We start from the raw sequence: 21188 nt of genomic DNA, 5'->3' as shown, positions 1-21188 counted from the left end.
CCCGTGTCGGCGACCGGCTTCGTGTGGTCGCCCTACCGCTCGGCCGCGGCCCCTGCCCGTGACTCGCTCGCGGTCAGCGCACTGATGGCATGCGCCTACGTACCCTGGGTTCTTCCGGCCCGCAGATCGCAGTCCGCATTAACCTGATTATTCGTCATGAAAATCAGCAATGGGTCAGCGTGAGTCCTGTAACACCTGGAGACAGCTGACCGAACATGCGAATAGTTGTACGCTCCGGAGACCGCCCTTGACCTGGAAAAGCAGGCAGGGAGCAGACATTTCGGGAGCTTCTTCATGTTTCGTACCATGTTCAAGTCCAAGATCCACAGAGCGACCGTCACCCAGGCCGACCTGCACTACGTCGGGTCCGTGACCATCGACGCCGATCTGCTGGACGCCGCCGATCTGCTGCCCGGGGAGCTGGTCCACATCGTGGACATCACCAACGGGGCGCGGCTGGAGACCTACGTCATCGAGGGCGAGCGGGGGTCCGGCGTGATCGGGATCAACGGGGCCGCCGCGCACCTCGTGCACCCCGGAGACCTGGTCATCCTGATCAGCTACGCGCAGGTCGAGGACGCCGAGGCGCGGGCGCTGAAGCCCCGCGTCGTGCACGTCGACGCGGACAACCGGATCGTCGAGCTGGGCGCGGACCCCTCCGCCCCGGTGCCGGGTACGGATCAGGAGCGCAGCCCGCACGCCGTGGCTGTCTGAGGGGAGTCGGGGACCGTGGCGGTCGGGTTCGAGGACGAGCGCGGGGCCGGAAGGCTGCTGGCCGTCGAGGACGGGGCGGTGGTCGGGTTCATCGCGTACTTCGTGCTCGCCGCGGAGCCCCATGCCCTGGTGGCGGTGCACACCATCGTCGAGCCGGGCCACGAGGGGCGCGGTATCGCCGGGTCGCTGGTGAAGACCTTCCACGGGATCGCCGCCGACGAGGGCGTGCCCGTGGTGCCGCTCTGCCCGTATGCCGCGAGCTGGGCCGCCCATCACCCCGACCAGGCACCGGAGGCGCCGGCCGGGGTCGTGGCCGCGGCGAAGGCGCAGCTCGCCGGCGACTCGGACCTGTGGTGACCGCCCGCCCCGGCCCGGTCCTGCTGCACACCTCGCCCGCGCACGTTCCGGTCTTCGACGCCCTGCGGGACCGGAACCACCCCGGAGCCGTGCTGCGGCACCTGGTGGTTCCGGAGCTGCTGGCCCGGGCGCGCGTCGAAGGGCCGGGGGCGGTGGCTCCGGCCCTGCTGGAAGTGCTCGCCGAGGCCGTGTCCGGCGGGCAGGCGCCCGTGCTGGTCACCTGCTCGACGATCGGGGCGACCGCGGAGTCCCTGGCTCCGGAGCTCGGCGTCCCGGTGCTGCGCGTGGACCGGCCGATGGCGGCCGCCGCGGCGGCCACCGGCGCGCGGATCGCCGTACTGGCCACCGTCGAGTCGACGTTCGCCCCCACCTGCGAGCTGCTGGCCGAGGAAGCCGGTGAGCGGCCGGTGTCGATCCGCAGCCACTTGGTCGCCGGGGCCTGGGAGCGCTTCGAAGCGGGGGACATCGCCGGGAACCTCGCCCTGGTGGCCGCGGCCGCCGACGCCGTCCCCGAAGCGGACGCCGACGTCATCGTGCTGGCCCAGGCCTCCATGGCAGGCGCCGCGGATCTCGTCACGACCCGGATCCCGGTGCTGGCCAGTCCCGCCCTGGGCCTGGCCGCGGTCCTGCGGGCGGGGTCGGGAGACTCCTAAGGGCATTTCCGCCGCAATCGCGGGAAAATGGACTGCATGGTGCGAAAAGCCGAAGAGACACAGCCGCCGGTGCCTGAGCCCGAGCCGACCCCGGACCCCAGCCCCTTCCCGGGCCCCGGGCCGGTCCCGCGCCCCGTGCCGCCCGTGCCCGGCCCCGTCCCGGAGCCGGACCCGGTGCCGCCGCCGCCAGGGCCCGCGCCCATCCCGCAGCCCGGGCCCTGGAGCTGACCGGTTCCGAGCCGAGCGGCCTCAGTCCGTGCGGACCTCGGAGCGGTCGCCGCTCCAGAGGGTGTGGAACGAACCCTCGCGGTCGGTGCGCCGGTAGGTGTGCGCCCCGAAGAAGTCCCGCTGCCCCTGCGTGAGGGCCGCGGGCAGCCGCTCCGTGCGCAGGGCGTCGTAGTACGCCAGCGAGGCCGCGAAGGCCGGCACCGGGATGCCCTGGCGCACCGCCGCCACCAGGACCGACCGCCAGCCCTCCTGGGCGGCCCCGATCTCCTCCGCGAAGTGGGCGTCCGCCAGCAGGCTCGGCAGCCCGGGCTGCGCGTCGTAGGCGGCCCGGATCCGGTCCAGGAACGCGGCCCGGATGATGCAGCCGCCGCGCCACAGCGAGGCCACCGCGCCCAGGTCCACGCCCCAGCCGTACTCCTCGCTGCCGGCCCGGATCTGGTGGAAGCCCTGCGTGTACGAGACGATCTTCGAGGCGTACAGCGCCTGCTCCACCTGCGCGGCGAACGCGTCCGCCTCCTGTGGTGAGAGCGGCGCGGCCGCGGGGCCCGCGAGCCCGCGCGAGGCCGCCCGCAGGTCGCCGTGGCCCGACACCGCACGGGCGAAGACCGCCTCCGCGATGCCCGAGACCGGCACACCCAGGTCCAGGGCGATCTGCACGGTCCAGCGCCCGGTGCCCTTCTGCTCGGCGGCGTCGGTCACGATGTCGACGTACGGGCGCCCGGTCGCGGCGTCCGTGTGCGCGAGCACCTCCGCCGTGATCTCGATCAGGTACGAGTCCAGGCGGCCCCGGTTCCAGGCCCGGAACGTCTCCGCGATCTTCGCCGGGGAGTAGCCGGCGACCTCCCGCAGCAGGTGGTAGGCCTCGGCGATGAGCTGCATGTCGGCGTACTCGATGCCGTTGTGCACCATCTTCACGAAGTGCCCGGCGCCGTCGGGGCCCACGTGGGAGGTGCACGGGGTGCCGTCGGCGGCCTTCGCGGAGATCTTCTCCAGCAGCGGGCCGAGGGAGTCGTACGACTCCTTGGAGCCGCCGGGCATGATGCTGGGGCCGAGCAGCGCGCCCTCCTCGCCGCCCGAGATGCCCACGCCCACGAAGTGGATGCCCTGCGCGCGCAGTTCCCTCTCACGGCGCCGGGTGTCCTCGAAGTGGGCGTTGCCGCCGTCGATGATGACGTCGCCCTCTTCCAGCAGCGGGGCGAACTCTCGGATCACGGCGTCGGTCGGCTCCCCGGCCTTCACCATGATGATGAGGCGCCGGGGGCGCTCCAGCGCATCGACGAACTCCTTCGCGGACCCGGCCGCCACGAAAGAACCCTCGTGCCCGAAATCCGCCACGAGCGCCTCGGTCTTCGCGGCGGTGCGGTTGTGGACGGCCACGGTGAAACCGTTGCGGGCGAAGTTCCGGGCGAGGTTGCTGCCCATCACCGCGAGCCCGGTGACGCCGATCTGGGCTGTGCTGGTGCTCATGCGTGCGCTCCTGCGTGCTTCGGTGTGCGGGGAACACCGACGCTACATCGATCACCGGACCCGCCGACCTCCCCCTCGTCGAAAGAGCGTCAAATTCCGCCGGAGAACGGCCTGTTGCGCCCCTTGTCGTGTCCCGGTCGAGACGATTAGGTTGTGCGGTTCCTGATGTCTTCAATGGGGGCTCCCATGGGTGTACGGGGCCGGCACCGCCGGTATCAGCCGAGCAGCATCAACCGGGCCTCGCTCGCCGTCACCGCCGGCGGCGCCGGGATCGCGCTCCCCCTCCTGGGAGCCGGAACCGCCCACGCCGCGTCGGTGGACACCTGGAACAAGGTCGCCGCCTGCGAGTCGACGAACAACTGGCAGATCAACACCGGCAACGGCTACTACGGCGGGCTGCAGTTCAGCCAGAGCACCTGGCGGGCCTTCGGCGGCACCGCGTACGCGGCCCGTGCCGACCTGGCCACCAAGGACCAGCAGATCGCGGTCGCGGAGAAGGTCCTGAAGGGCCAGGGGCCGCAGGCCTGGCCGAACTGCGGCAAGCAGGCCGGACTCAGCCGCAGCGCACCGGCCCCCGCCGTCACACCCAAGGGCCAGGGCCAGGGCCAGGGCGCCAAGGCCCCGGCGCAGCAGACCAAGGCCGCCGCCACCGGGCAGCAGGGCGCCACGCCCCGCCCGACCGGGACGTCCGTGCTGCCGAACCCCTATGTGGTCGCGCCCGGCGACTCGCTCTCGGCGATCGCCACCGAGCAGCACGTCGAGGGCGGCTGGCAGGCGCTGTACGAGACCAACCGGGCCACCGTCGGCGGCAACCCGGACCTGATCTTCCCCGGGCAGCGGCTCACCCTGCGCATCACCGCCGCGCCGCCCGCGCAGAACCCCGAGAAGCCGCCGCGGACGGCGGAACCGGTGAAACCCGTGGAACCGGCGGCGCAGAAGCCCGTCGAGAAGCCCGTCGAGAAGCCCGCCGACAAGCCCGCGCCGAAACCGGCCGAGAAGCAGGCGGAGAAGCAGGCGGAGAAGCCCGCCGAGAAGCCGGCGGCGCCGTCCGCCTCAGCGAAGGAGCAGACCGCCGCGGGCGGGTTCTCCGCTCCCGTCGACGCCGCCCTCGGCACCGCCTACCGCGTCTCCGGTTCCTCTTGGTCCAGCGGCTACCACACGGGCGTCGACTTCCCGGCGGCCACCGGAACCTCCGTCCGGTCCGTCGGACCCGGCTCGGTCGTCTCCGCCGGCTGGGCCGGTGCGTACGGCTACCAGGTCGTCATCCGGCACACCGACGGCCGGTACTCGCAGTACGCCCACCTGTCCGCGCTCGCCGTCAAGGCCGGCCAGCAGGTCTCCGGCGGCCAGCGGATCGGCCGCTCCGGCTCGACCGGCAACACCACCGGCCCGCACCTGCACTTCGAGATCCGTACGGGACCCGGCTACGGCTCCGACATCGACCCGCTGAAGTACCTCCGCTCCCACGGCGTCGGCATCTGACCCCCGCGTGTGCGGCGGCACGGCCATGAGCAGGATCAGGCCGGCCGCCGCCAGCAGGGCGCTGGCCAGCGCCGCCACGGCGCCCGCCGCCCCGTACCGGAAGCCCTCGTCGAACAGCGTGATGCCGACCGTCGCCGCGACCACCGGGTTGACCACGGTCACCGTGGCCAGCGGCGCGGTCAGCCCCGCGCCCCGGTAGGCCGCCTGCGAGAGCAGCAGCCCGCCGGCCGCCAGCACCGCGATCGCCGCGAGGTCGGGCCCCAGGACCCCCGGCGCGCCAGGGGTGAAGGTCTCGGCCACCGACTTGGTGAACACCGAGGCCATGCCGAAGGCCGTACCGGCCGCGGCGGCCAGCAGCACGCTGCGCAGCACCGCCCGGTGCATCCGGTGCGCCGCCGCGAACAGCACCGCCACCCCGGCCCCGGTCGCCGTGAGCAGCAGGCTCCGCTCACCGCCCGCCAGGGCATGCGCCGCCCGCCCCTCCCCGCCCGTCAGCGCCAGCAGCCCGGCCAGACCCACCGTGGCCAGCACCGCCCCGCGCCAGGCCGCCGCGCCCGCCCGCCGGTGTACGAACACGGCCGCCATCGGCAGGGCGAAGACGATGGTGAGGGCGCCGAGCGGCTGGACCAGGCTGAGCGGCCCGTAGGCGAGGGCCAGTACGTGCAGCAGAGCGCCCAGGCCGTTCAGCCCGACCGCGATCCACCAGCCCCCGTGGCGCAGCGGAGCGTAGGGGCGGTCCGGCGTGGTCGCCGCGACCTGTTCCTGGACGATCGCGCCGCCCGCGTACGCCGCGGCGGACACGAGGCTGAGCAGGACCGACAGCGCCAGTGCACTCATAAGGTCCACAATGCGCGAGCGATCTACCCTATTCCTCCGTCCACAGGCGGTCACGGCTCATACTCCGGGCGTAGTACGGCAGTACAGGACCGGTCAGGTGCGCGCCGTGACCGGACGCTCTCGGGCTGTGAGGGGCGCGGCAGCGGTTTGGTTCCCGGCCCGTGGGATCCGTACAGTTTCCCTTTTGGGGACTTCCGCAGCAGGCGGATGCGGACGAGTGAGCAAGGAACGGCAGCGGCCATGACGGTGACCGAAGACAGCCAGGAATACGGGCACGCCCGCGGGCCGGGCATCGACCCCGAGCGGCTGGCCCTCTGCCTCAGCGTGCTCGACGAGCTGGACAAGCTCGACGTCGACCACCCTGACGCGGTCACCGTACGCCGTGCCACCGCCGGCCTCTACCGCACGGTCAAGCAGCGCCGCCGCCAGGAGCGCCGCGCGGCCAAGACCGCCAACGACAAGGCCGTCACCGAGGCCACCGCCACCGGCTCCGCCGAGCGCATCGACGACGAGACCCAGGGCAACGCCTTGACCGCCGCCACCAGGGGCCCGATCGCCGGGATACTCCAGCGCCCGCGGTCCTGCTACGTCTGCAAGACCCGCTACGTCGAGGTCGACGCGTTCTACCACCAGCTCTGCCAGGACTGCGCCGCCTTCAACCGTGCGCGCCGCGACGCCCGCACCGACCTGACCGGCCGCCGCGCCCTGCTCACGGGCGGCCGCGCCAAGATCGGCATGTACATCGCGCTGCGGCTGCTGCGCGACGGCGCGCACACCACCATCACCACCCGCTTCCCGAGCGACGCGATCCGCCGCTTCAAGGCCATGCCCGACAGCTCCGAGTGGCTGCACCGCCTGAAGATCGTCGGCATCGACCTGCGCGACCCGGCCCAGGTCGTCGCGCTCGCCGACTCGGTGGCCGCCGAGGGCCCGCTCGACATCCTGATCAACAACGCCGCCCAGACCGTGCGCCGCTCCCCGGGCGCCTACAGCGAGCTGGTCGCCGCCGAGAGCGCCCCGCTGCCGGCCGGCGAGCTGCCGTCCGCCGAGGTCATCGGCACCTTCGGCAGCGGCACCGTCGACCGCGTCGCCGCCCTGCCCACCGGCAAGGGCGAGAAGCTCAGCGCCCAGGACATCACGGAGCTGGCGCTCGTCTCCGGCTCCGCCTCCCTGGAGCGGATCGCGGCCGGCACCGCCATCGACGCCGGCGGCCTGGTCCCGGACCTGCACGACACCAACAGCTGGATCCAGACGGTGTCCGATGTGGACCCGATCGAGCTGCTCGAAGTGCAGCTGTGCAATTCCACCGCGCCGTTCATCCTGATCAGCAAGCTCCGCCCGGCGATGGCCGCGGCCGAGGCCGGCCGCAGGTACGTCGTCAACGTCTCCGCGATGGAGGGTGTCTTCAGCCGCGGCTACAAGGGCGCCGGCCACCCGCACACCAACATGGCCAAGGCCGCGCTGAACATGCTGACGCGCACCAGCGCCCAGGAGATGTTCCAGAAGGACCAGATCCTGATGACGGCCGTCGACACCGGCTGGATCACCGACGAGCGCCCGCACCCGGACAAGATCCGGCTGGCCGAGGAGGGCTTCCACGCCCCGCTCGACCTGGTCGACGGCGCGGCCCGCGTCTACGACCCGATCGTGCGCGGCGAGGCCGGCGAGGACCTGTTCGGCGTCTTCCTCAAGGACTACGCTCCCGCGAACTGGTAGGACGCAGGGCCCTCGGCGATCACCGGAGCCCCACGCAGTACCCCGGGCCCTACGAGGCCCCCGCGATCGACCCCCTCGGCGAACCGAGGGGGTCGTTCCCGTTCCGGCGCGGACGGCGCCGCGGCCCGCGCGTGCAGCCGTACCCGGCAGTGGGCGCGCCCCTCCACCGCATCACCCGGACGGAGCAGCTCGCCGAGATCCTGCACCAGAGCGGCGATGTGGAGCTCTTTGCCGAAGGGCCGAGAGCGCCGCAACAACGCCGCTGCCTGGAGTCCGCGGCCTCCGCGGCAGGTGCGGAGGAGATCGGTCAGCTCCGAGACGCTTGAGTTGTACGGCACTTCGGACCCCGGAATCCCGGACCTCGCCACCGCCGCTCCCTCCGTCGTCGCCGCGCGCATTCGGCGTCGAGCGGACCATGCTTGTCGCAGCCGCGGGCCGACGACTTCCTGAACTCGCGGCGAAAAGAAGAGGGCGACGCGGTTTTTGCCTTTCTATCGAGCGGAGGCCCGCTCATATGTGTACTGTGGGGCATCAGACGGCCCCATCCGGGCCTCGCTCCACCAAGGCGCCACCGCGTCCGGAAACCCTTTCATCCCTGCCCGGCGCGCGGTCCGCCTGCCGGGTTACGCGACACGAAGGAGTGCGCGGTGACTGAAATGACGCAGCCTGAACCGACGTTGCTGGAGCGACCGGGATCGCGGTCCAAACCGCGGACCGACGAGCTCGGCAGTCTCGAAGTCTGGGCCCGATCCGCCCCGATCCGGCTGGCCGGGTACGAGGACGACCTGGCGGAGCCCCACATCCTGCGCGGAATCGACTAGTCAGCAACAAGCGGTGCAAAGCGCCCCCTTCGTGCCGACCGCACAGGGGGCGCGGCGCTGTCCGGCGGCCCCGCTCCGCACGGCTCCCGCACGCGGGGCTCCCGCAGGCGGGGTTCCCGTAGCGAGTACGCCCTGAGCGTCATCGCTGTCGGCGATCAAGCCTTCCGGCGCCGCGTCCGCCCGGGCAGGCTCACCCTCATGAAACTGCTGATGCTGGGTGGGACCGAATTCGTGGGACGAGCGATCACCGAGGAGGCCCTCGACCGGGGCTGGGAGGTGACCGTCTTCCACCGCGGCCACCACGCGCCCCCGCCGGGCACCTCCGCCCTGCACGGGGACCGCACCGCCCCCGGGGGCCTGGACGCCCTCGCCGAGGGGGAGTGGGACCTCGTCGTCGACACCTGGGGCGGCGCCCCCACCGCCGTGCGTGACAGCGCCCGCCTGCTGGCCGGCCGGGCCGGGCGGTACGCGTACATCTCCAGCCGCTCCGTCTACGCCTACCCCGCCCCGGCCGGCCTCGACGAGGACGGCCCGCTGGTGGAGGGTTCGGCCGACGCGGAGTCCGTCGCCTACGCCGAGGACAAGCGGGGCGCCGAACTCGCCGCCCTCGACGCCTTCGGCGACCGCGCGCTGCTCGTGCGCGCCGGACTGATCCTCGGCCCGTACGAGAACGTCGGCCGGCTGCCCTGGTGGCTGAACCGCACCGCCCGGGGCGGCCCCGTCCTCGCCCCCGGGCCGCATGACCTCCCGATCCAGTACATCGACGTCCGCGACCTCGCGCGCTGGACCCTGGACGCCGCCCAGGCCGGGCACGCGGGCGCGTACAACCTGGTCTCCCCGCCCGGGCACGCCACGATGGGCAGCCTCCTCGACGCCTGCGCCGCGACCACAGGCGGCGGCGCCGAACTGCGCTGGACCGACCCGGCCCTGATCGAGGAGGCCGGCGTGCAGCCCTGGACCGAGCTCCCGGTCTGGATCCCGGCGGGCGAGGCGCACGACTACATGCACGGCGGCGACGTGTCCAAGGCTCTCGCCGCGGGTCTGAAGTGCCGCCCGGTCGAGGAGACCGTGGCCGACACCTGGGCCTGGCTCCGCTCGCTCGGCGGGGTGGCCCCGCAGCGCTCGGACCGCCCGGCCCCGGGCGTCGACCCGGAGCGGGAGGCCGCCCTACTCGGGCTCTGACCAGGCCGCCTCCGCGAGACGGGTCGGCGGGAGGTACTCGCCCACCAGCCTGCGGTGCCACCAGGCGCCCGTCTCGCGGAGCTCCCGCCAGGTGGTGAACCGGTAGCGGTACAGCCGGGCGCGGACGTAACGGGGCGGCGCGTCGGGGAAGGGATTGTGGCGGATCAGCCGCAGGGTGTCCCGGTCGCCCGCCAGCAGCCGCTCCACGAACGGGCCGAACCAGTCCCGGGCGTAGGCGGGGGAGAGCGCGGCGAACCACATCAGCCAGTCCAGCCGCAGATGGTACGGGGCGAACTGGCGCGGGATCCTGCGCAGTTCACCCGGCTTGCCCTTGAATCCGTACTCCCGCCAGTCGCCGTCCGCGTGCGGCAGCCGGTCGGCGGTCCCCTCCACCACCACCTCGTCGCGGATCCGGCCCACCGTGCCGAACGCTCCGTAGGTGTTCACCAGGTGGAGGGAGTCGAAGGAGCGGTTCATCACCTGGCGCCGCGAGATCATGTTCTGCACCGGATGCCGGCTCAGCACCAGCACCAGCACGGTCAGCGCGCAGACCAGGACGACGAACCACACCGGCGCCGGCCGCGAGGCGGCGGCCGGGGGAGCGCCCGCGAGGCCGGTGAAGTCCACCGCCGACAGGGCCACCGTGATCGTCACCCAGTTCAGCCAGGCGAAGTTCCCCGACAGCACCAGCCACAGCTGCGTCGCCACGATGATCCCCGCGGCGTACGAGGCCACCGGCTGGGGGGTGAACAGCAGGACGGGCACACCCAGTTGCGTCACGTGGTTGGCCGCGCACTCCACCCGGTGCAGCGGCTTCGGCAGGTGGTGGAAGAACCAGCTCAGCGGCCCCGGCATCGGCTGCGTCTCGTGGTGGTAGTCCAGGCAGGTCAGCCGGCGCCAGCAGGCGTCCCCGCGGATCTTGATCAGCCCGGCCCCGAACTCCACCCGGAAGAGCACCCAGCGCAGCAGCCAGAGCACCAGCACCGGCGGCCCGGCCCGTGCGTTGCCGAGGAAGACGGCCAGGAAGCCGACCTCCAGCAGCAGCGACTCCCAGCCGAAGGAGTACCAGGTCTGCCCCACGTTGACGATGGAGAGGTAGAGCAGCCACAGCACCGCCCACATGCCCATCGCCGCGCCGAGCGGCACCTCGTCCCCGGCCCCGGCGGCCAGCGCCGCGGCGAGGGCCGCGCCGGCCCAGGCGCACCCGGCGAAGAGGCCGTCGGAATAGCGCAGTTGGAACAGGCTCGGGGCGCGCCGGAACGGCACGTACCGCACGTAGCGCGGCACGGGCAGCATGCCCTTCGCCCCGATCAGGGCCCGGAACTGCAGGGCGGCCCCGAGGAAGGCGAAGAGGTAGACACCGGCGAGGGCCCGCTGGAAGACCAGTCGGCCGAGCCAGTACCCGGGCGCCGTGAACCAGTCCATCCCCTCCAGTATCGGACCGGTCAGGCCGCGGTGGCCAGCCGGCGCACGTGGCGGCCCAGCCGGCGCGCGTAGCCCAGCTGGAGAAAGGGGACCACCGGGCCCGCGAGCCGGGTGTACCAGCTCGCAGGGCGGCTGAAGGCGGTGACCGTGAACCACACCGTGCCGTCGGGGTCCAGGTCCACGATGAAGGACTCCTCCCCGGATTCGGGGTGGCCGGTCAGGGTGCCGTACGCGAACCCGATGCGGGTGGGCTCGTACGCCGTCCAGATCACCCGGCACGGAGCGGTGATCCGCAGCGGGCCGAAGCCGATCCCCACCTCGACGCGGTCGCCGGCGCGGACGGCCCCGGAATCGGCCCTGACGCGCATCCCCGAGGACCGGTGGGCGTGGAAGGTGGTCACCGCGACCCCGGCCGCCTCGAAGACCGCCCGGCCCTGGCCGATCCGGGCGCGGTGGCGCAGGTGGTGGTAGCCGGCGGGCAGCGGCTGCCGGGCCGTCGCGCCCTGGTCCGGGTAGCTGAGGGCGTCCCGGCCGGGGCTGATGAGGCGGGTCATGGCGTGATCTCCTGTCGGGCGGCGGTGGTGGTGTCGGCAGCGGTACGGGCAGCGGTGTCGGCGGTCGTGTCGGCGGTCAGCCGGAGCCAGGCCAGCACCGAGCACAGGGCGAATCCGAGGGCGTTGCCGAGGCCGTGGGTCGCGGCCATCCAGGTCAGGGTCGGGTGGACGATCCCGGTGGCCTCGCCGGCCGCCCACCACAGGGCGAGCAGCATCGTGGCCACCAGCACCGCCGCCGAGGTGGCGAGCAGCGCCCGCGTGGTGCGGTCGCGTCCGGCGGGCCGGATCTCGCGCCAGGTCGTCAGGGCCACCGCCCACATCCCGCCGGTCAGGACCACCGCGCCCACCAGCTCGGCCCAGTCGCCGACGAAGTAGCCGAGGAGTACGAGCAGGGTGCCCGAGGGGACGCTGTACGCGGCCCAGCGCGCTCCGGGTCCGGGCGCCGCGGCCCGGCACACCAGCCCGGCGACCAGGGCGGCGGTGAAACCGGCGAAGTGGAAGTGGGGCACGGTGAGCGCCAGGATGTCGAGGTCGAAGCCGAAGAGCCGGTACCCGGCGCGCTCGGCGACCAGGGCCGTCCCGGCGATCGACGGCGAGACCAGCGCGGTGGCGACCGCGATGGCGGCGGGGCCGGGCGGGCGGCCCCGCAGCAGTGCGGCCGGAGCCCGCGACGCCGCGAGGGCCAGGCAGGCCGCCGCGTAGAGTGCGGCGAGCGAGGTGGCGAGTGCGCCGCGCGGCAGCCACAGGCAGACCGCCCCGAGGGCGGCCGGCAGCGGCCAGAGGCGGGCGGCCCGGCGGAGTCCGGCGGGATCGATCAGGCGCAGGCCGGCCGGGACGACCCAGAGCATGCCCAGGGTGACGATCACGTTCACCAGTACTGTCACGGCGGACTCCCCTCCCGGTCGCGGCCGAACGCTTTGAACGCGTTCAACTCACGATCGCGACTCTAAGGCCTTCCTTGAACATGTTCAAGAACCCTTCCGGTTGCGGCATGCGCGCGGATGGGGCAGACAAGAGGGAGCAACCGGGGCGAAAAGGGAGATCCACGTGCACGGACCGACACCTCCGACACCTCGTCAGGCGCCGCGCCGTCACCTACCGGCCGGCGCCGCCCTCTTCACCGTCCTCGGGCTGTTCGCCGCGGCCTGCGGCGGTACCGAGGAGAACCGGGGCAGCGCCGGTGCGGAGAGCCAGGAGGTCTACCTCCAGCCCGTGGCCTCCGCCGGCCCCGCCCCCTTCACCGCCTCCTCGGCCACCGCCGAGTCCGCCCCCGTGCAGCCGCCGCTGCCCAACCCGACCGGCGACGGCATCCGTACCGTCAACGCGGCCACCCCCGGCCTCTACGGCGGCACCCAGCGGCTCGGGAGCTGCGACGTCGAACAGCAGCTCCGCTACCTCACGGCCGACGAAGCCAAGGCCCGCGCCTTCGCCGAGGCCTCCGACATCGAACAGGCGAAGATCCCCGAGTTCCTGCGCGGCCTGACGCCCGTGGTGCTGCGCGCCGACACCCGCGTCACCAACCACGGCTTCCGCGGCGGCGCGGCGGACGGCTTCCAGGCCGTCCTCCAGGCCGGAACCGCCGTCCTCGTCGACGAACACGGGATGCCCCGGGTCCGCTGCGCCTGCGGCAACCCGCTGCTCTCGCCGCGCGCGCCCAAGGGCTCCCCGGTGCAGAAGGGCGACCCGTGGAGCGGCTACCAGCCCAACCAGGTCGTCGTCATCGAACCCACCACCCAGGTGATCAACAACCTGCTGATCGTCAACATCGCCGACAACACCTGGATCGAGCGCAAGCGGGGCGACGACGGCGCCCAGGACCGGACCCCGCAGGTGCTGCCCCCGTACGACCCGGCCGACGGCATCCCGACCGGCCCCGCCACCCCGCCCGGTGCCACGCCCGGGGACCCGTGCCCGCCCCCCGACAGCAACAGCCTGGCCCGCACCGATCCGCCGGTGCCCGAGCCCTCGGGCACCGGCGCGGATGCCTTCCAGAGCGTCCCGGCCCCCGGGGCGACCGACTGCCCGCAGGGTGAGCAGCCCCCGCCGCCCCCGCCGGTTTCCCCCGGCACGCCGCAGAGCCCGGGCCTGCCCCCGAATCCGGCCACCCCGCCCCAGCAGCAGCCGCCGTCGTCCGACGTCCCCTCGGACCTCCAGTCCGACCTTCCCCCGGACATCCCTTCCGACCTGCCGGCGCCGTACCCGAGCGACCCCGGGATCCCCCTCGCGCCCGAGGACCCGTACGGCCCCTCCGACCCGAACGATCCCCAAAATCCGAATGACCCGAACAACTCGAACAACCCGAACAGCCCGACCGATCCCAACAGCCCGTACGCCGTCCCGGACCAGCTGACCGACCCTTCGGTGCCGGGCTACCCACTGGAGAGCGCCTGACCGGCCCGTGTGTCATGGTGGATCGGTGCCGACCGCCGTATCGCTGCCGGACGACTGGCCCGCGCACCCGGACCGGTCGCTCGCGCTGAACCGCATGGGCAGTTTCGACTGGGACCTGGTCACCGGTCTCATGCACATGGACGCGGCGGCCCTCGACGTCTTCGACACGACACCCGAGGCGTACGACGGGCGGCCGGAATCCCTCGCCCCGCGCGTCCCGCCCGCCGAGGCCACCCGGCTCGACGCCCTCGTCTCCAGCGCCCTCAAGAGCCGCGAGAACAGCTACGGCGCCTACTTCCGCATCCGCTGCCACGACGGACAGCTGCGCTGGACCCACACCCAGGGCCGCGTCATGCGCGGCCCGGACGGGCGCCCGTACCGGATCATCGGCATCGTCCGCGACGCGACGGAGGAGCTCAGCCACTCGGCGGAGCGCCTCGGCCTCGACGAGGAACGGCGCCGCCAGACCTCGGTGGTCGAGAGCACGACCGCGGCCCTCGCGCACGCGCGGACCGTGCAGGACGTCATCGACGCCCTCAGCGACGCCCACGGGCTGGAGCGCCTCGGTTCGATGGGCATGGTGATGGGCCTCGTGGAGGCCGGCCGGATCCACCTCGTCGCGGAGGGGCCGGTGGGCAGTTTCGTCCCCGGCACCCGCTACACCCGCGTCGACGAGCAGTACCCGATGAGCGAGGTCGTCCGCTCGCTCCAGCCGCGCTTCCTGGACTCGGCGCAGGAGTTCGCCCGGGGCTATCCCGGGCTCTGGTCGAAGATCTCCTCCATGCGGATCTCGGCGGCCGCCTACCTGCCGCTGATCGCCCAGGCCCGCCCCATCGGTGCGATCGGCCTGCTCTACCAGGACAAGGCCGGCTTCACCCAGGACGAGCGGAACCTGCTCGTCGCCCTCGGCAGCAGCATCGCGCAGAGCCTCCAGCGGGCCATGCTGCTGGAGCAGGAGCACGACCTGGCGGAGGGCCTCCAGCAGGCCATGCTGCCGCGGCGGATCCCGTCCGTGCCGGGCGCGGAGATCGCCGTGCGGTACCGCTCCGCCCGGATGGGCCAGGACATCGGCGGCGACTGGTACGACGTGATCCCACTGCCCGGGGGCACCTCCCGGACGGAGTCCGGGGGAAGCCGGGTCGGCGCGGTCATCGGCGACGTCCAAGGCCACGACACGCACGCGGCGGCGGTCATGGGCCAGCTGCGGATCGTGCTGCGCGCCTACGCCGCCGAGGGCCACTCGCCGGGCACCGTCATGGCCCGCGCCTCCGTCTTCCTGCACGAGCTGGACACCGACCGCTTCGCGACCTGCACGTACGTGGAGGCCGACCTGACGACGGGGGTGCTCCAGCTGGTCCGGGCCGGCCACATCGACCCCCTGCTGCGCACCCGGAACGGGGACTGCCGCAGGATCCCGGTGGCGGGCGGGATGCCGCTGGGCCTCTCCGCGGAGTTCGGCCGCCTCGAATACCCGGTCACCACGGTGGAGCTGGACCCGGGGGAAATGATCCTGCTGTGCACGGACGGCCTCGTCGAACAGCCGGGCGCCGACCTCGACGACGGGATCCGGCACCTGACCTCGCTGGTCCGCAGCGGACCCGCCGACCTCCAGCTCTTGGCGGACCGGCTCTGCGGGGTCGTCGACGAACGCGGCGGGGACGACGACATGGCGCTGCTCCTGCTGCGCCGCGAGGTGCAGGCCGCGCCCCAGGGCGGCAGCCGGCTCCAGCAGCACGTGGCGCCGGGCGACCCGGAGGCCCTGGTGGCGGCCCGCCACATGATCGGGGCGGCGGTGCGCGCCTGGGGCGCGCGGGAGCGGGCCGACGAGATCGAGCTGGTCGCCGACGAGCTGATCGTGAACGCCCTGATGCACACGGACGGCCCGGCGATCGTCACCCTGCGGATCCTGTCCGGCCCCGAGCGCCGCCTCCGCGTGGAGGTCGAGGACCGCTCCAGCGCGCTCCCGCGACGGCGCGAGGCAGGCGAGTCGGGGGTTTCGGGGCGCGGCCTGATGCTGGTGGAGCGGCTGGCGGACGTGTGGGGCGTGGAGTCGCGGGGCAGCGGCAAGTGCGTGTGGTGCGAGTTCGTGATGGCGTAGCGGCCGCTCCGCCTCACCCGTAGGGCGTCACGCACCGCCCGAAAGTCCGTTGCGGGCCGGTGCGCGGTCACCGAGGGTCGGGGGCGATGACCCCAGATGACGTCCGCCGGCTGCTGAAGATCGGGGAGCTGCCCGGAGCAGTACGGTCCCTGCGACCCCGTGCCGACACGGCGCCCGTCGCCGAACTCGCCACGGCGACCCGGGCCCTGGCCGACGCCGCCGGGTTCGAGGACCTGGCCGCCGCGGCCGAGGCTGCCGCCAAGAGGCGGGGCGACCCCCAGGCCCTCTACGACCTCGGCTACGCCTGCGTCGAGCACGGCGTCGCCTTCCTCGCCGTCGCACCGCTGCGCGCGACGCTCCGGCTGCTGCCCGACTCGCGGCCGCTGCTCGCCGAGCTGGCGGAGGACGAGCACCGGCACGCCGAGGCCGCCGCGGAGATCGCGGAGGCCGACCCCGCCGCGGACGAGGGCGACGGCGGGACGCCGGCCGACCCGGACGAGGCCTTCCGGGCGTTCGTCACGGGGGTCGGCACCGGCTGGCTCTCGGCGCCCCGCGACCGCGTCGCGTCCCCGGGACCGGTGCCCGGCTCGCGCTTCGCCTGAGACGGCGGCAGGCTGGAGCCATGCCGGAGCTGCCCGAGGTCGAGGCCCTGCGTGAGTACCTCGACGAACACCTCACCGGGCGGGTGGTCGAGCGCGTCCTCCCGCTCGCGGTGAGCGTGCTCAAGACGTACGACCCGCCGCTGACCGCCCTCGAAGGGCAGCCCGCCGGCGCCACCGCCCGGTACGGCAAGTTCCTGGCGGTGGCGGTCGGCGAGCTCCACCTCGTCACCCACCTGGCCCGGGCCGGCTGGCTGCGCTGGCAGGACACCCTGCCCACGCAGCCGCCGCGCCCCGGCAAGGGCCCGCTCGCCCTGCGCGTCGTACTCGAAGGCGGCGCCGGCTTCGACCTCACCGAGGCCGGGACCCAAAAGCGCCTCGCCGTCTACGTGGTCCACGACCCCCAGGAGGTCCCCGGCATCGCCCGCCTCGGCCCCGACCCGCTCGCCGAGGCCTTCGACCGGGACGCCTTCGCCGCCCTGCTCGCGGGGGAGCGGCGCCAGATCAAGGGCGTCCTGCGCGACCAGAGCGTCATCGCCGGGATCGGCAACGCGTACAGCGACGAGATCCTGCACCGGGCCAAGGTCTCGCCCTTCAAGCCGGCCGCCTCCTTCGACGAGGAGCAGATCACCCGGCTACACGCGGCCGTTCGGGACACCCTGGGCGAGGCGGTCGAGCGGGCGCACGGAGTGGCCGCGGGCCGGCTCAAGGCAGAGAAGAAGAGCGGCCTGCGGGTGCACGGCCGGACCGGGGAGCCGTGCCCCGTGTGCGGGGACACCGTCCGCTCGGTCTCCTTCGCCGACTCCTCCCTGGAGTACTGCCCCACCTGCCAGACCGGCGGCAAGCCGCTCGCCGACCGGCGGCTCTCGCGCCTCCTCAAATAGCCGGGCGCTGCGTAGACTCCCGCACCATGGCCGAGGAGCAGCAGCAGTCGCCGCCCCGGCGCGAGGTCGTCACCGGGGTGCCCCGCAGCGCCCGCCGCCGGCCGCCCGCGCACACCCCGGCGCACTCCGAGATCTCCGAACAGACCACCTTGGGCGCCACCTACGTACGGGCCCTCATGCGCAGCCAACTGCGCGCCGCGCTGGGGGCGCTGGCCGCCCTCGCGCTGCTGGTCGGGACGCTGCCGCTGGTGTTGGTGCTGCCGCGGACCGGGTCGGGGCCGCTGGTGTGGGTGGCGCTCGGCGTGCTGGTGTATCCGGTGATGTGGCTGATCGCCCGGTGGTACGTCGCCCGGGCCGAGCGCAACGAGGCCGATTTCACGGGCCTGGTGATGGACCCGGCCGAGGCGCCGGGCCCGAGTCCCCGCCGCCCCGCCTAAGCCGGTTCCTCCGAGGAGCGCCTCAGAAGAGGTGCATCGCCAAGTGGCCGAGCGGCAGGCCCAGTTGCCAGGCCGGGGTCCACACCCGGGCGTTCTCGTCCAGCCCCGGCGGGGTCTCGGCGTGGCCGTGCCGGCCCGGGTCGAGGTTGGTGGCGAACAGCTCGGTGCGGTCCAGCCAGCGCCACGCCGCCCGGGCCAGTTCCAGGTCCGGCTCCTCGGCGCGGCCGCGCTCGCGGGCCTCCTCGCCCAGCGCGAGGAAGCGGGTGTGCACCCAGTCGCGCCAGGGATGACCGTACGCCGTCAGCGAGAGCCACTCGTCGAGCTGGGACACCACCCGGATCCCGGAGAGTTCGCCGGCCGCGTCCGAGAGGTAGATGGTCAGCGCGAGCGTGTCGCGTCCGGCCCGGAACTCCAGGGTGCTGACCGGGATCAGCCGGCCCGTGCGCAGCAGTTCGTCTGCGATGTACTCGGCGTAGAGCCAAGCCATGGGCACCGCGAGCCCGCCGTCACTGGTGCCGTTCATACCCTCGGGCTGCACCGTTCCACCTTCTCCCGCGCGTCGAGCGTCCCGTCGTCAGCCCCGAGCCTTCACCGAGCGGCTCGCGGAGCGGGGGATGTTTACTCAACTTGAACGGTCTGATGCCTCATTTCATGCGCTTCATGTCCGGTCCGCATGCATTCGAGACGTTCTCAGATCCCTTCCCGTGGGCCGGGCTCAGGCGCCGAGGCCGTACCCGTACCCCTGGAGGCCCTTCCTCAGGGCCCGAAGGGCGTAGTAAGTACGGGATTTGACGGTTCCGGCCGGAATGCCGAGCTCGGCGGCGGCCTCGGCCACCGAGCGGTCCTGGAAGTAGACCTGCATCAGCACCTCGCGGTGCTCCGGCCCCAGGGAGCCCACGGCCCGCCGTACGTCGATCGCCGTGACGGAACCGGCCACCGCGTCCTCGGGCGCCGGCGCCTGCTCCAACCCCTCCGCGTCCACCTCCTGCGGCCGGGACAGGCGGGCCCGCCGCGCGTCGATCGCGAGGCGCCGGGCCACCGTGAACAGCCAGGGCCGCAGGGACTCGTGCCCGCTCGACAGGACCTCCGGGTGCTGCCAGACCCGTACGAGGGTCTCCTGTACGAGGTCCTCCGCGCGCTGGGCGTCCCCGGCGGTGAGCCCGACCAGGAAACCGAACAGCGCCCGCCCGTGGTCGCGCTGGAGTTCGGCCAGCGCCTCGGGATCGGTGCGCGTGAGGGTGGGGGAGAGCGGCACGAGGGGCTCCTTCCGGGGTGCGTGGGGTCCGTGGCCGAGGGCGACACATCAACCCTGACCTGCACGGAGCCGCCCGGGAACCGTCCGGTCCGGGCGGTGCGCCCAAGCACCCGGGTCATCCGGTGGGCGGCCGGGCCGGGCGGTGAACGGTCGAACGGCGCGGCGAACGGCAGCGGCCGCGGCGGTGGTTCCGGCAGCCCTCCCCCTGGCGCTCCCCATGGTGCCTTCGACAGCCGCCATCCGGGTGAGCCGGTGGCCCGCGACCGGATCTGTTCCTTGACTCGCGGCGTCTCTTTCTATGGATTGCAGGTAATCAGATAGTCCTACTAATGAGAGCCGGGGCAGATGACCAAGCGCACCCGACAGGCCGTCGCCGTCCTCTCGGCCCTCCTCCTGTCGGCCGCCGCCGGCTGCTCGGCCGCCGGGGGCCCGGGAGCGGGACCGGCACCGGCCCGCCTCGCCGAAGCCGGCAAGCCGACCCCCTCCACTGCCGCCGGATCCCCGGCCGCCGGGGGATTCACCCTGGTCGCGAGCGGCGACGTTCTTCCGCACACCTCGGTCATCCAGCGGGCGGCCGACGACGCGGACGGCGACGGATACGACTTCAGACCGATGTTCTCCGGCGTCAAACCCCTGGTCTCAGCGGCCGACCTGGCCCTCTGCCACATGGAGACCATCTACGGCGAGGAAGGCGGTCCCTTCTCCGGCTACCCCGCCTTCAAGTCCCCCCAAGAGGTGGCCGACGGGCTCAAGGACGCCGGGTACGACGGCTGCTCCACGGCCTCGAACCACACCCTCGACGACGGCGCCGACGGGCTGCGCCGCACGCTCGACCGCTTCGACAAGGTCGGCCTGAAGCATGCCGGTTCGGCCCGCACGGCGGCCGAGGCGGCCACGGTGACCACGTACACCGCGGGCTCCGCCAAGGTCGCGCACCTCGCGTACACCTACGACACCAACGGCTACCCGCTGCCCGAGGGGCAGCCGTGGGCGGTCAACCTGATGAAACAGGACAAGATCATCGCGGATGCGCGGGCCGCCCGGAAGGCGGGCGCGGACGTGGTCCTGGTCAGCGTCCACTGGGGCACGGAGTGGCAGACCGAGCCGGACGAGACGCAGCTGTCGCTGGGCAGGGCGCTGACCGCCTCGCAAACCGGCGGACGCCCCGACATCGACCTGATCCTGGGCACCCACGCGCACATCCCGCAGCCCTACGAGAAGGTCAACGGGACCTGGATCATCTACGGCATGGGCGACCAGGTGGCCGGCGAGATGTTCAATTACACGGGCGCGCGGGACATGCGCGGCAACTACGGCTCGATCGGCCGCTTCACCTTCGCCCCGCCGGCCGCGGCCGGCCAGCGCTGGCAGGTCACCAAGGCCGAGTTCGTCCCCCAGATGATGGACCTGTCCGCCGGCAAGGTCGTGAACCTCCCCGGCACCCTGGCGAAGAACCCCGACCGCGACGACTACGAGAGCGCCCAGGACACCATCAGCGAGGCCGTCCTCAGCCGCGGCGCCGCCAAGGACGGCCTCACCATGGCGAAGTAGGCCGACTGCAGAGCAACGCGCACCCGCCTACGGGACGGCCGTCACCGGCCGGCGGCCCGCCTTGACCAGGCGGATCGCCACCGAGCCCACGGTGCGGTGGCCGGCTTGTTCGGAGGCGCCGGCCACCACCGCGTCCGCCGTCAGCTCCTCCGCCGCGCTCACCAGGCCCGCTGGGGGGCACCTCCCAGCGGTAGCCGGGGGAGGGCCGCCGCGGAAGGTGTGGAACTGCCGGCGGACCTCGTAGATGCCCCTGAGGCGCTCCGCCGACTCGCGGATCTCCGCCACCAGGCCCTCCGCGATCTCGCCGGTGGTGTCGGCCACCGGGGCGCCCAGCGAGGCCCCGGCCGGCATCACCGGCTGGACGTACACCAGCGCCGGCAGCGCGTTCTGCCGCCGGGCCCGCCCCGCCGCGAGGCCGCGGCCCGGAGCGGGGACTCCGATCCGTCGACCCCGGCCAGGATCACCTCCGGGGCCGTCGGTACCGCGCTCGAATCCCGTGTTCACGTGCTCCGTCACCCTCCCGAGCGTCTCCGCCCC

Annotated in this window: 19 protein-coding genes and 2 pseudogenes; 13 read left to right on the top strand and 8 right to left on the bottom strand. The window is 73.3% G+C overall.

Annotated elements, in window-relative coordinates; genetic code table 11:
• The first annotated feature begins 294 nt into the window (after positions 1-294).
• Genes panD through J7E94_RS04240 form a run of 3 tightly spaced genes read left to right on the top strand, consistent with a single transcriptional unit; the run spans position 295 to position 1724 of the window.
• On the top strand, positions 295-714 hold the full coding sequence (gene panD / locus J7E94_RS04250; RefSeq protein WP_215012403.1) for an aspartate 1-decarboxylase: 420 nt from the start codon (positions 295-297) through the stop codon (positions 712-714).
• Positions 715-729: 15 nt separating this feature from the next.
• Complete coding sequence (locus J7E94_RS04245) at positions 730-1071, top strand: GNAT family N-acetyltransferase (protein ID WP_215012401.1); 342 nt, start codon at positions 730-732, stop codon at positions 1069-1071.
• Positions 1068-1724, top strand: coding sequence for an aspartate/glutamate racemase family protein (locus J7E94_RS04240; RefSeq protein WP_215012400.1), 657 nt, complete (start codon positions 1068-1070; stop codon positions 1722-1724). Before J7E94_RS04245 ends, J7E94_RS04240 begins: the two co-directional genes overlap by 4 nt.
• 249 nt (positions 1725-1973) lie before the next feature.
• Here the strand turns inward: J7E94_RS04240 and gndA are convergent, their stop codons facing one another.
• Positions 1974-3419 carry an NADP-dependent phosphogluconate dehydrogenase gene (gene gndA, locus J7E94_RS04235; protein ID WP_215012399.1) on the bottom strand — a complete coding sequence of 482 codons (1446 nt, stop codon included), beginning with the start codon at positions 3417-3419 and terminating at the stop codon, positions 1974-1976.
• 186 nt (positions 3420-3605) lie between these two features.
• Between gndA and J7E94_RS04230 the strand changes: the two genes are divergently transcribed.
• Positions 3606-4901: a transglycosylase family protein gene (locus J7E94_RS04230; RefSeq protein WP_215012398.1), complete on the top strand. Its 1296-nt coding sequence runs from the start codon at positions 3606-3608 to the stop codon at positions 4899-4901.
• Between the two features lie 108 nt (positions 4902-5009).
• On the opposite strand, the pseudogene J7E94_RS04225 reads toward J7E94_RS04230, so the two are convergent.
• A pseudogene (locus J7E94_RS04225) lies at positions 5010-5738 on the bottom strand (DMT family transporter); the annotation flags it as partial.
• 240 nt (positions 5739-5978) lie between these two features.
• Here J7E94_RS04225 and J7E94_RS04220 point away from each other — a divergent pair.
• From J7E94_RS04220 to J7E94_RS04210, 3 genes are all read left to right on the top strand, one after another.
• Positions 5979-7454 (top strand): SDR family oxidoreductase, encoded by a 1476-nt coding sequence (locus J7E94_RS04220; protein WP_215012397.1) that lies wholly within the window; start codon positions 5979-5981, stop codon positions 7452-7454.
• 647 nt (positions 7455-8101) lie between these two features.
• Positions 8102-8275 (top strand): hypothetical protein, encoded by a 174-nt coding sequence (locus tag J7E94_RS04215; protein WP_215012521.1) that lies wholly within the window; start codon positions 8102-8104, stop codon positions 8273-8275.
• Between the two features lie 198 nt (positions 8276-8473).
• Positions 8474-9457, top strand: coding sequence for an NAD-dependent epimerase/dehydratase family protein (locus J7E94_RS04210; protein ID WP_215012396.1), 984 nt, complete (start codon positions 8474-8476; stop codon positions 9455-9457).
• On the opposite strand, the gene J7E94_RS04205 is transcribed toward J7E94_RS04210, so the two are convergent.
• The 3 genes from J7E94_RS04205 to J7E94_RS04195 are packed head-to-tail and all read right to left on the bottom strand — an operon-like array spanning position 9443 to position 12320.
• A complete protein-coding gene (locus J7E94_RS04205) occupies positions 9443-10882 on the bottom strand; it encodes a lipase maturation factor family protein (RefSeq protein WP_215012394.1) in 1440 nt (479 codons plus the stop codon). The genes J7E94_RS04210 and J7E94_RS04205 overlap by 15 nt on opposite strands.
• Before the next feature lie 20 nt (positions 10883-10902).
• Entirely contained in the window at positions 10903-11436 is a 534-nt protein-coding gene (locus J7E94_RS04200) for a DUF1990 family protein (protein WP_215012392.1), read from the bottom strand.
• Entirely contained in the window at positions 11433-12320 is an 888-nt protein-coding gene (locus J7E94_RS04195) for a YndJ family protein (protein ID WP_215012390.1), read from the bottom strand. The genes J7E94_RS04200 and J7E94_RS04195 overlap by 4 nt, the downstream gene beginning before the upstream one ends.
• Before the next feature lie 163 nt (positions 12321-12483).
• Here J7E94_RS04195 and J7E94_RS04190 point away from each other — a divergent pair, with 163 nt between their 5' ends.
• The 5 genes from J7E94_RS04190 (at position 12484) to J7E94_RS04170 (ending at position 17845) form a co-directional block, all read left to right on the top strand.
• Positions 12484-13827 (top strand): DUF6777 domain-containing protein, encoded by a 1344-nt coding sequence (locus tag J7E94_RS04190; protein ID WP_215012388.1) that lies wholly within the window; start codon positions 12484-12486, stop codon positions 13825-13827.
• Between the two features lie 7 nt (positions 13828-13834).
• Positions 13835-15925: a SpoIIE family protein phosphatase gene (locus J7E94_RS04185; RefSeq protein ID WP_308344526.1), complete on the top strand. Its 2091-nt coding sequence runs from the start codon at positions 13835-13837 to the stop codon at positions 15923-15925.
• 86 nt (positions 15926-16011) lie between these two features.
• A complete protein-coding gene (locus J7E94_RS04180; protein WP_215012386.1) occupies positions 16012-16527 on the top strand; it encodes a hypothetical protein in 516 nt (171 codons plus the stop codon).
• Between the two features lie 20 nt (positions 16528-16547).
• Positions 16548-17408 carry an Fpg/Nei family DNA glycosylase gene (locus J7E94_RS04175; protein ID WP_215012384.1) on the top strand — a complete coding sequence of 287 codons (861 nt, stop codon included), beginning with the start codon at positions 16548-16550 and terminating at the stop codon, positions 17406-17408.
• Positions 17409-17434: 26 nt separating this feature from the next.
• Positions 17435-17845, top strand: a complete 411-nt coding sequence (locus J7E94_RS04170) for a hypothetical protein (RefSeq protein WP_215012382.1) — start codon at positions 17435-17437, stop codon at positions 17843-17845.
• 22 nt (positions 17846-17867) lie between these two features.
• On the opposite strand, the gene J7E94_RS04165 is transcribed toward J7E94_RS04170, so the two are convergent.
• Together J7E94_RS04165 and J7E94_RS04160 are read right to left on the bottom strand one after the other, a co-directional pair.
• Positions 17868-18368 carry a hypothetical protein gene (locus tag J7E94_RS04165; protein WP_215012379.1) on the bottom strand — a complete coding sequence of 167 codons (501 nt, stop codon included), beginning with the start codon at positions 18366-18368 and terminating at the stop codon, positions 17868-17870.
• 192 nt (positions 18369-18560) lie between these two features.
• On the bottom strand, positions 18561-19100 hold the full coding sequence (locus J7E94_RS04160) for a sigma-70 family RNA polymerase sigma factor (protein WP_215012377.1): 540 nt from the start codon (positions 19098-19100) through the stop codon (positions 18561-18563).
• Positions 19101-19445: 345 nt separating this feature from the next.
• Between J7E94_RS04160 and J7E94_RS04155 the strand changes: the two genes are divergently transcribed.
• Positions 19446-20651, top strand: a complete 1206-nt coding sequence (locus J7E94_RS04155; RefSeq protein WP_215012375.1) for a CapA family protein — start codon at positions 19446-19448, stop codon at positions 20649-20651.
• A 27-nt stretch (positions 20652-20678) separates the two neighbouring features.
• On the opposite strand, the pseudogene J7E94_RS04150 reads toward J7E94_RS04155, so the two are convergent.
• Positions 20679-21167 (bottom strand): annotated as a pseudogene (locus J7E94_RS04150) (universal stress protein).
• Between the last annotated feature and the right edge of the window lie 21 nt (positions 21168-21188).

Source organism: Streptomyces sp. ISL-94 (assembly GCF_018614075.1).
Classification (GTDB): Bacteria; Actinomycetota; Actinomycetes; order Streptomycetales; family Streptomycetaceae; genus Streptomyces.
This window is presented reverse-complemented; position numbering and strand designations above follow the sequence as displayed.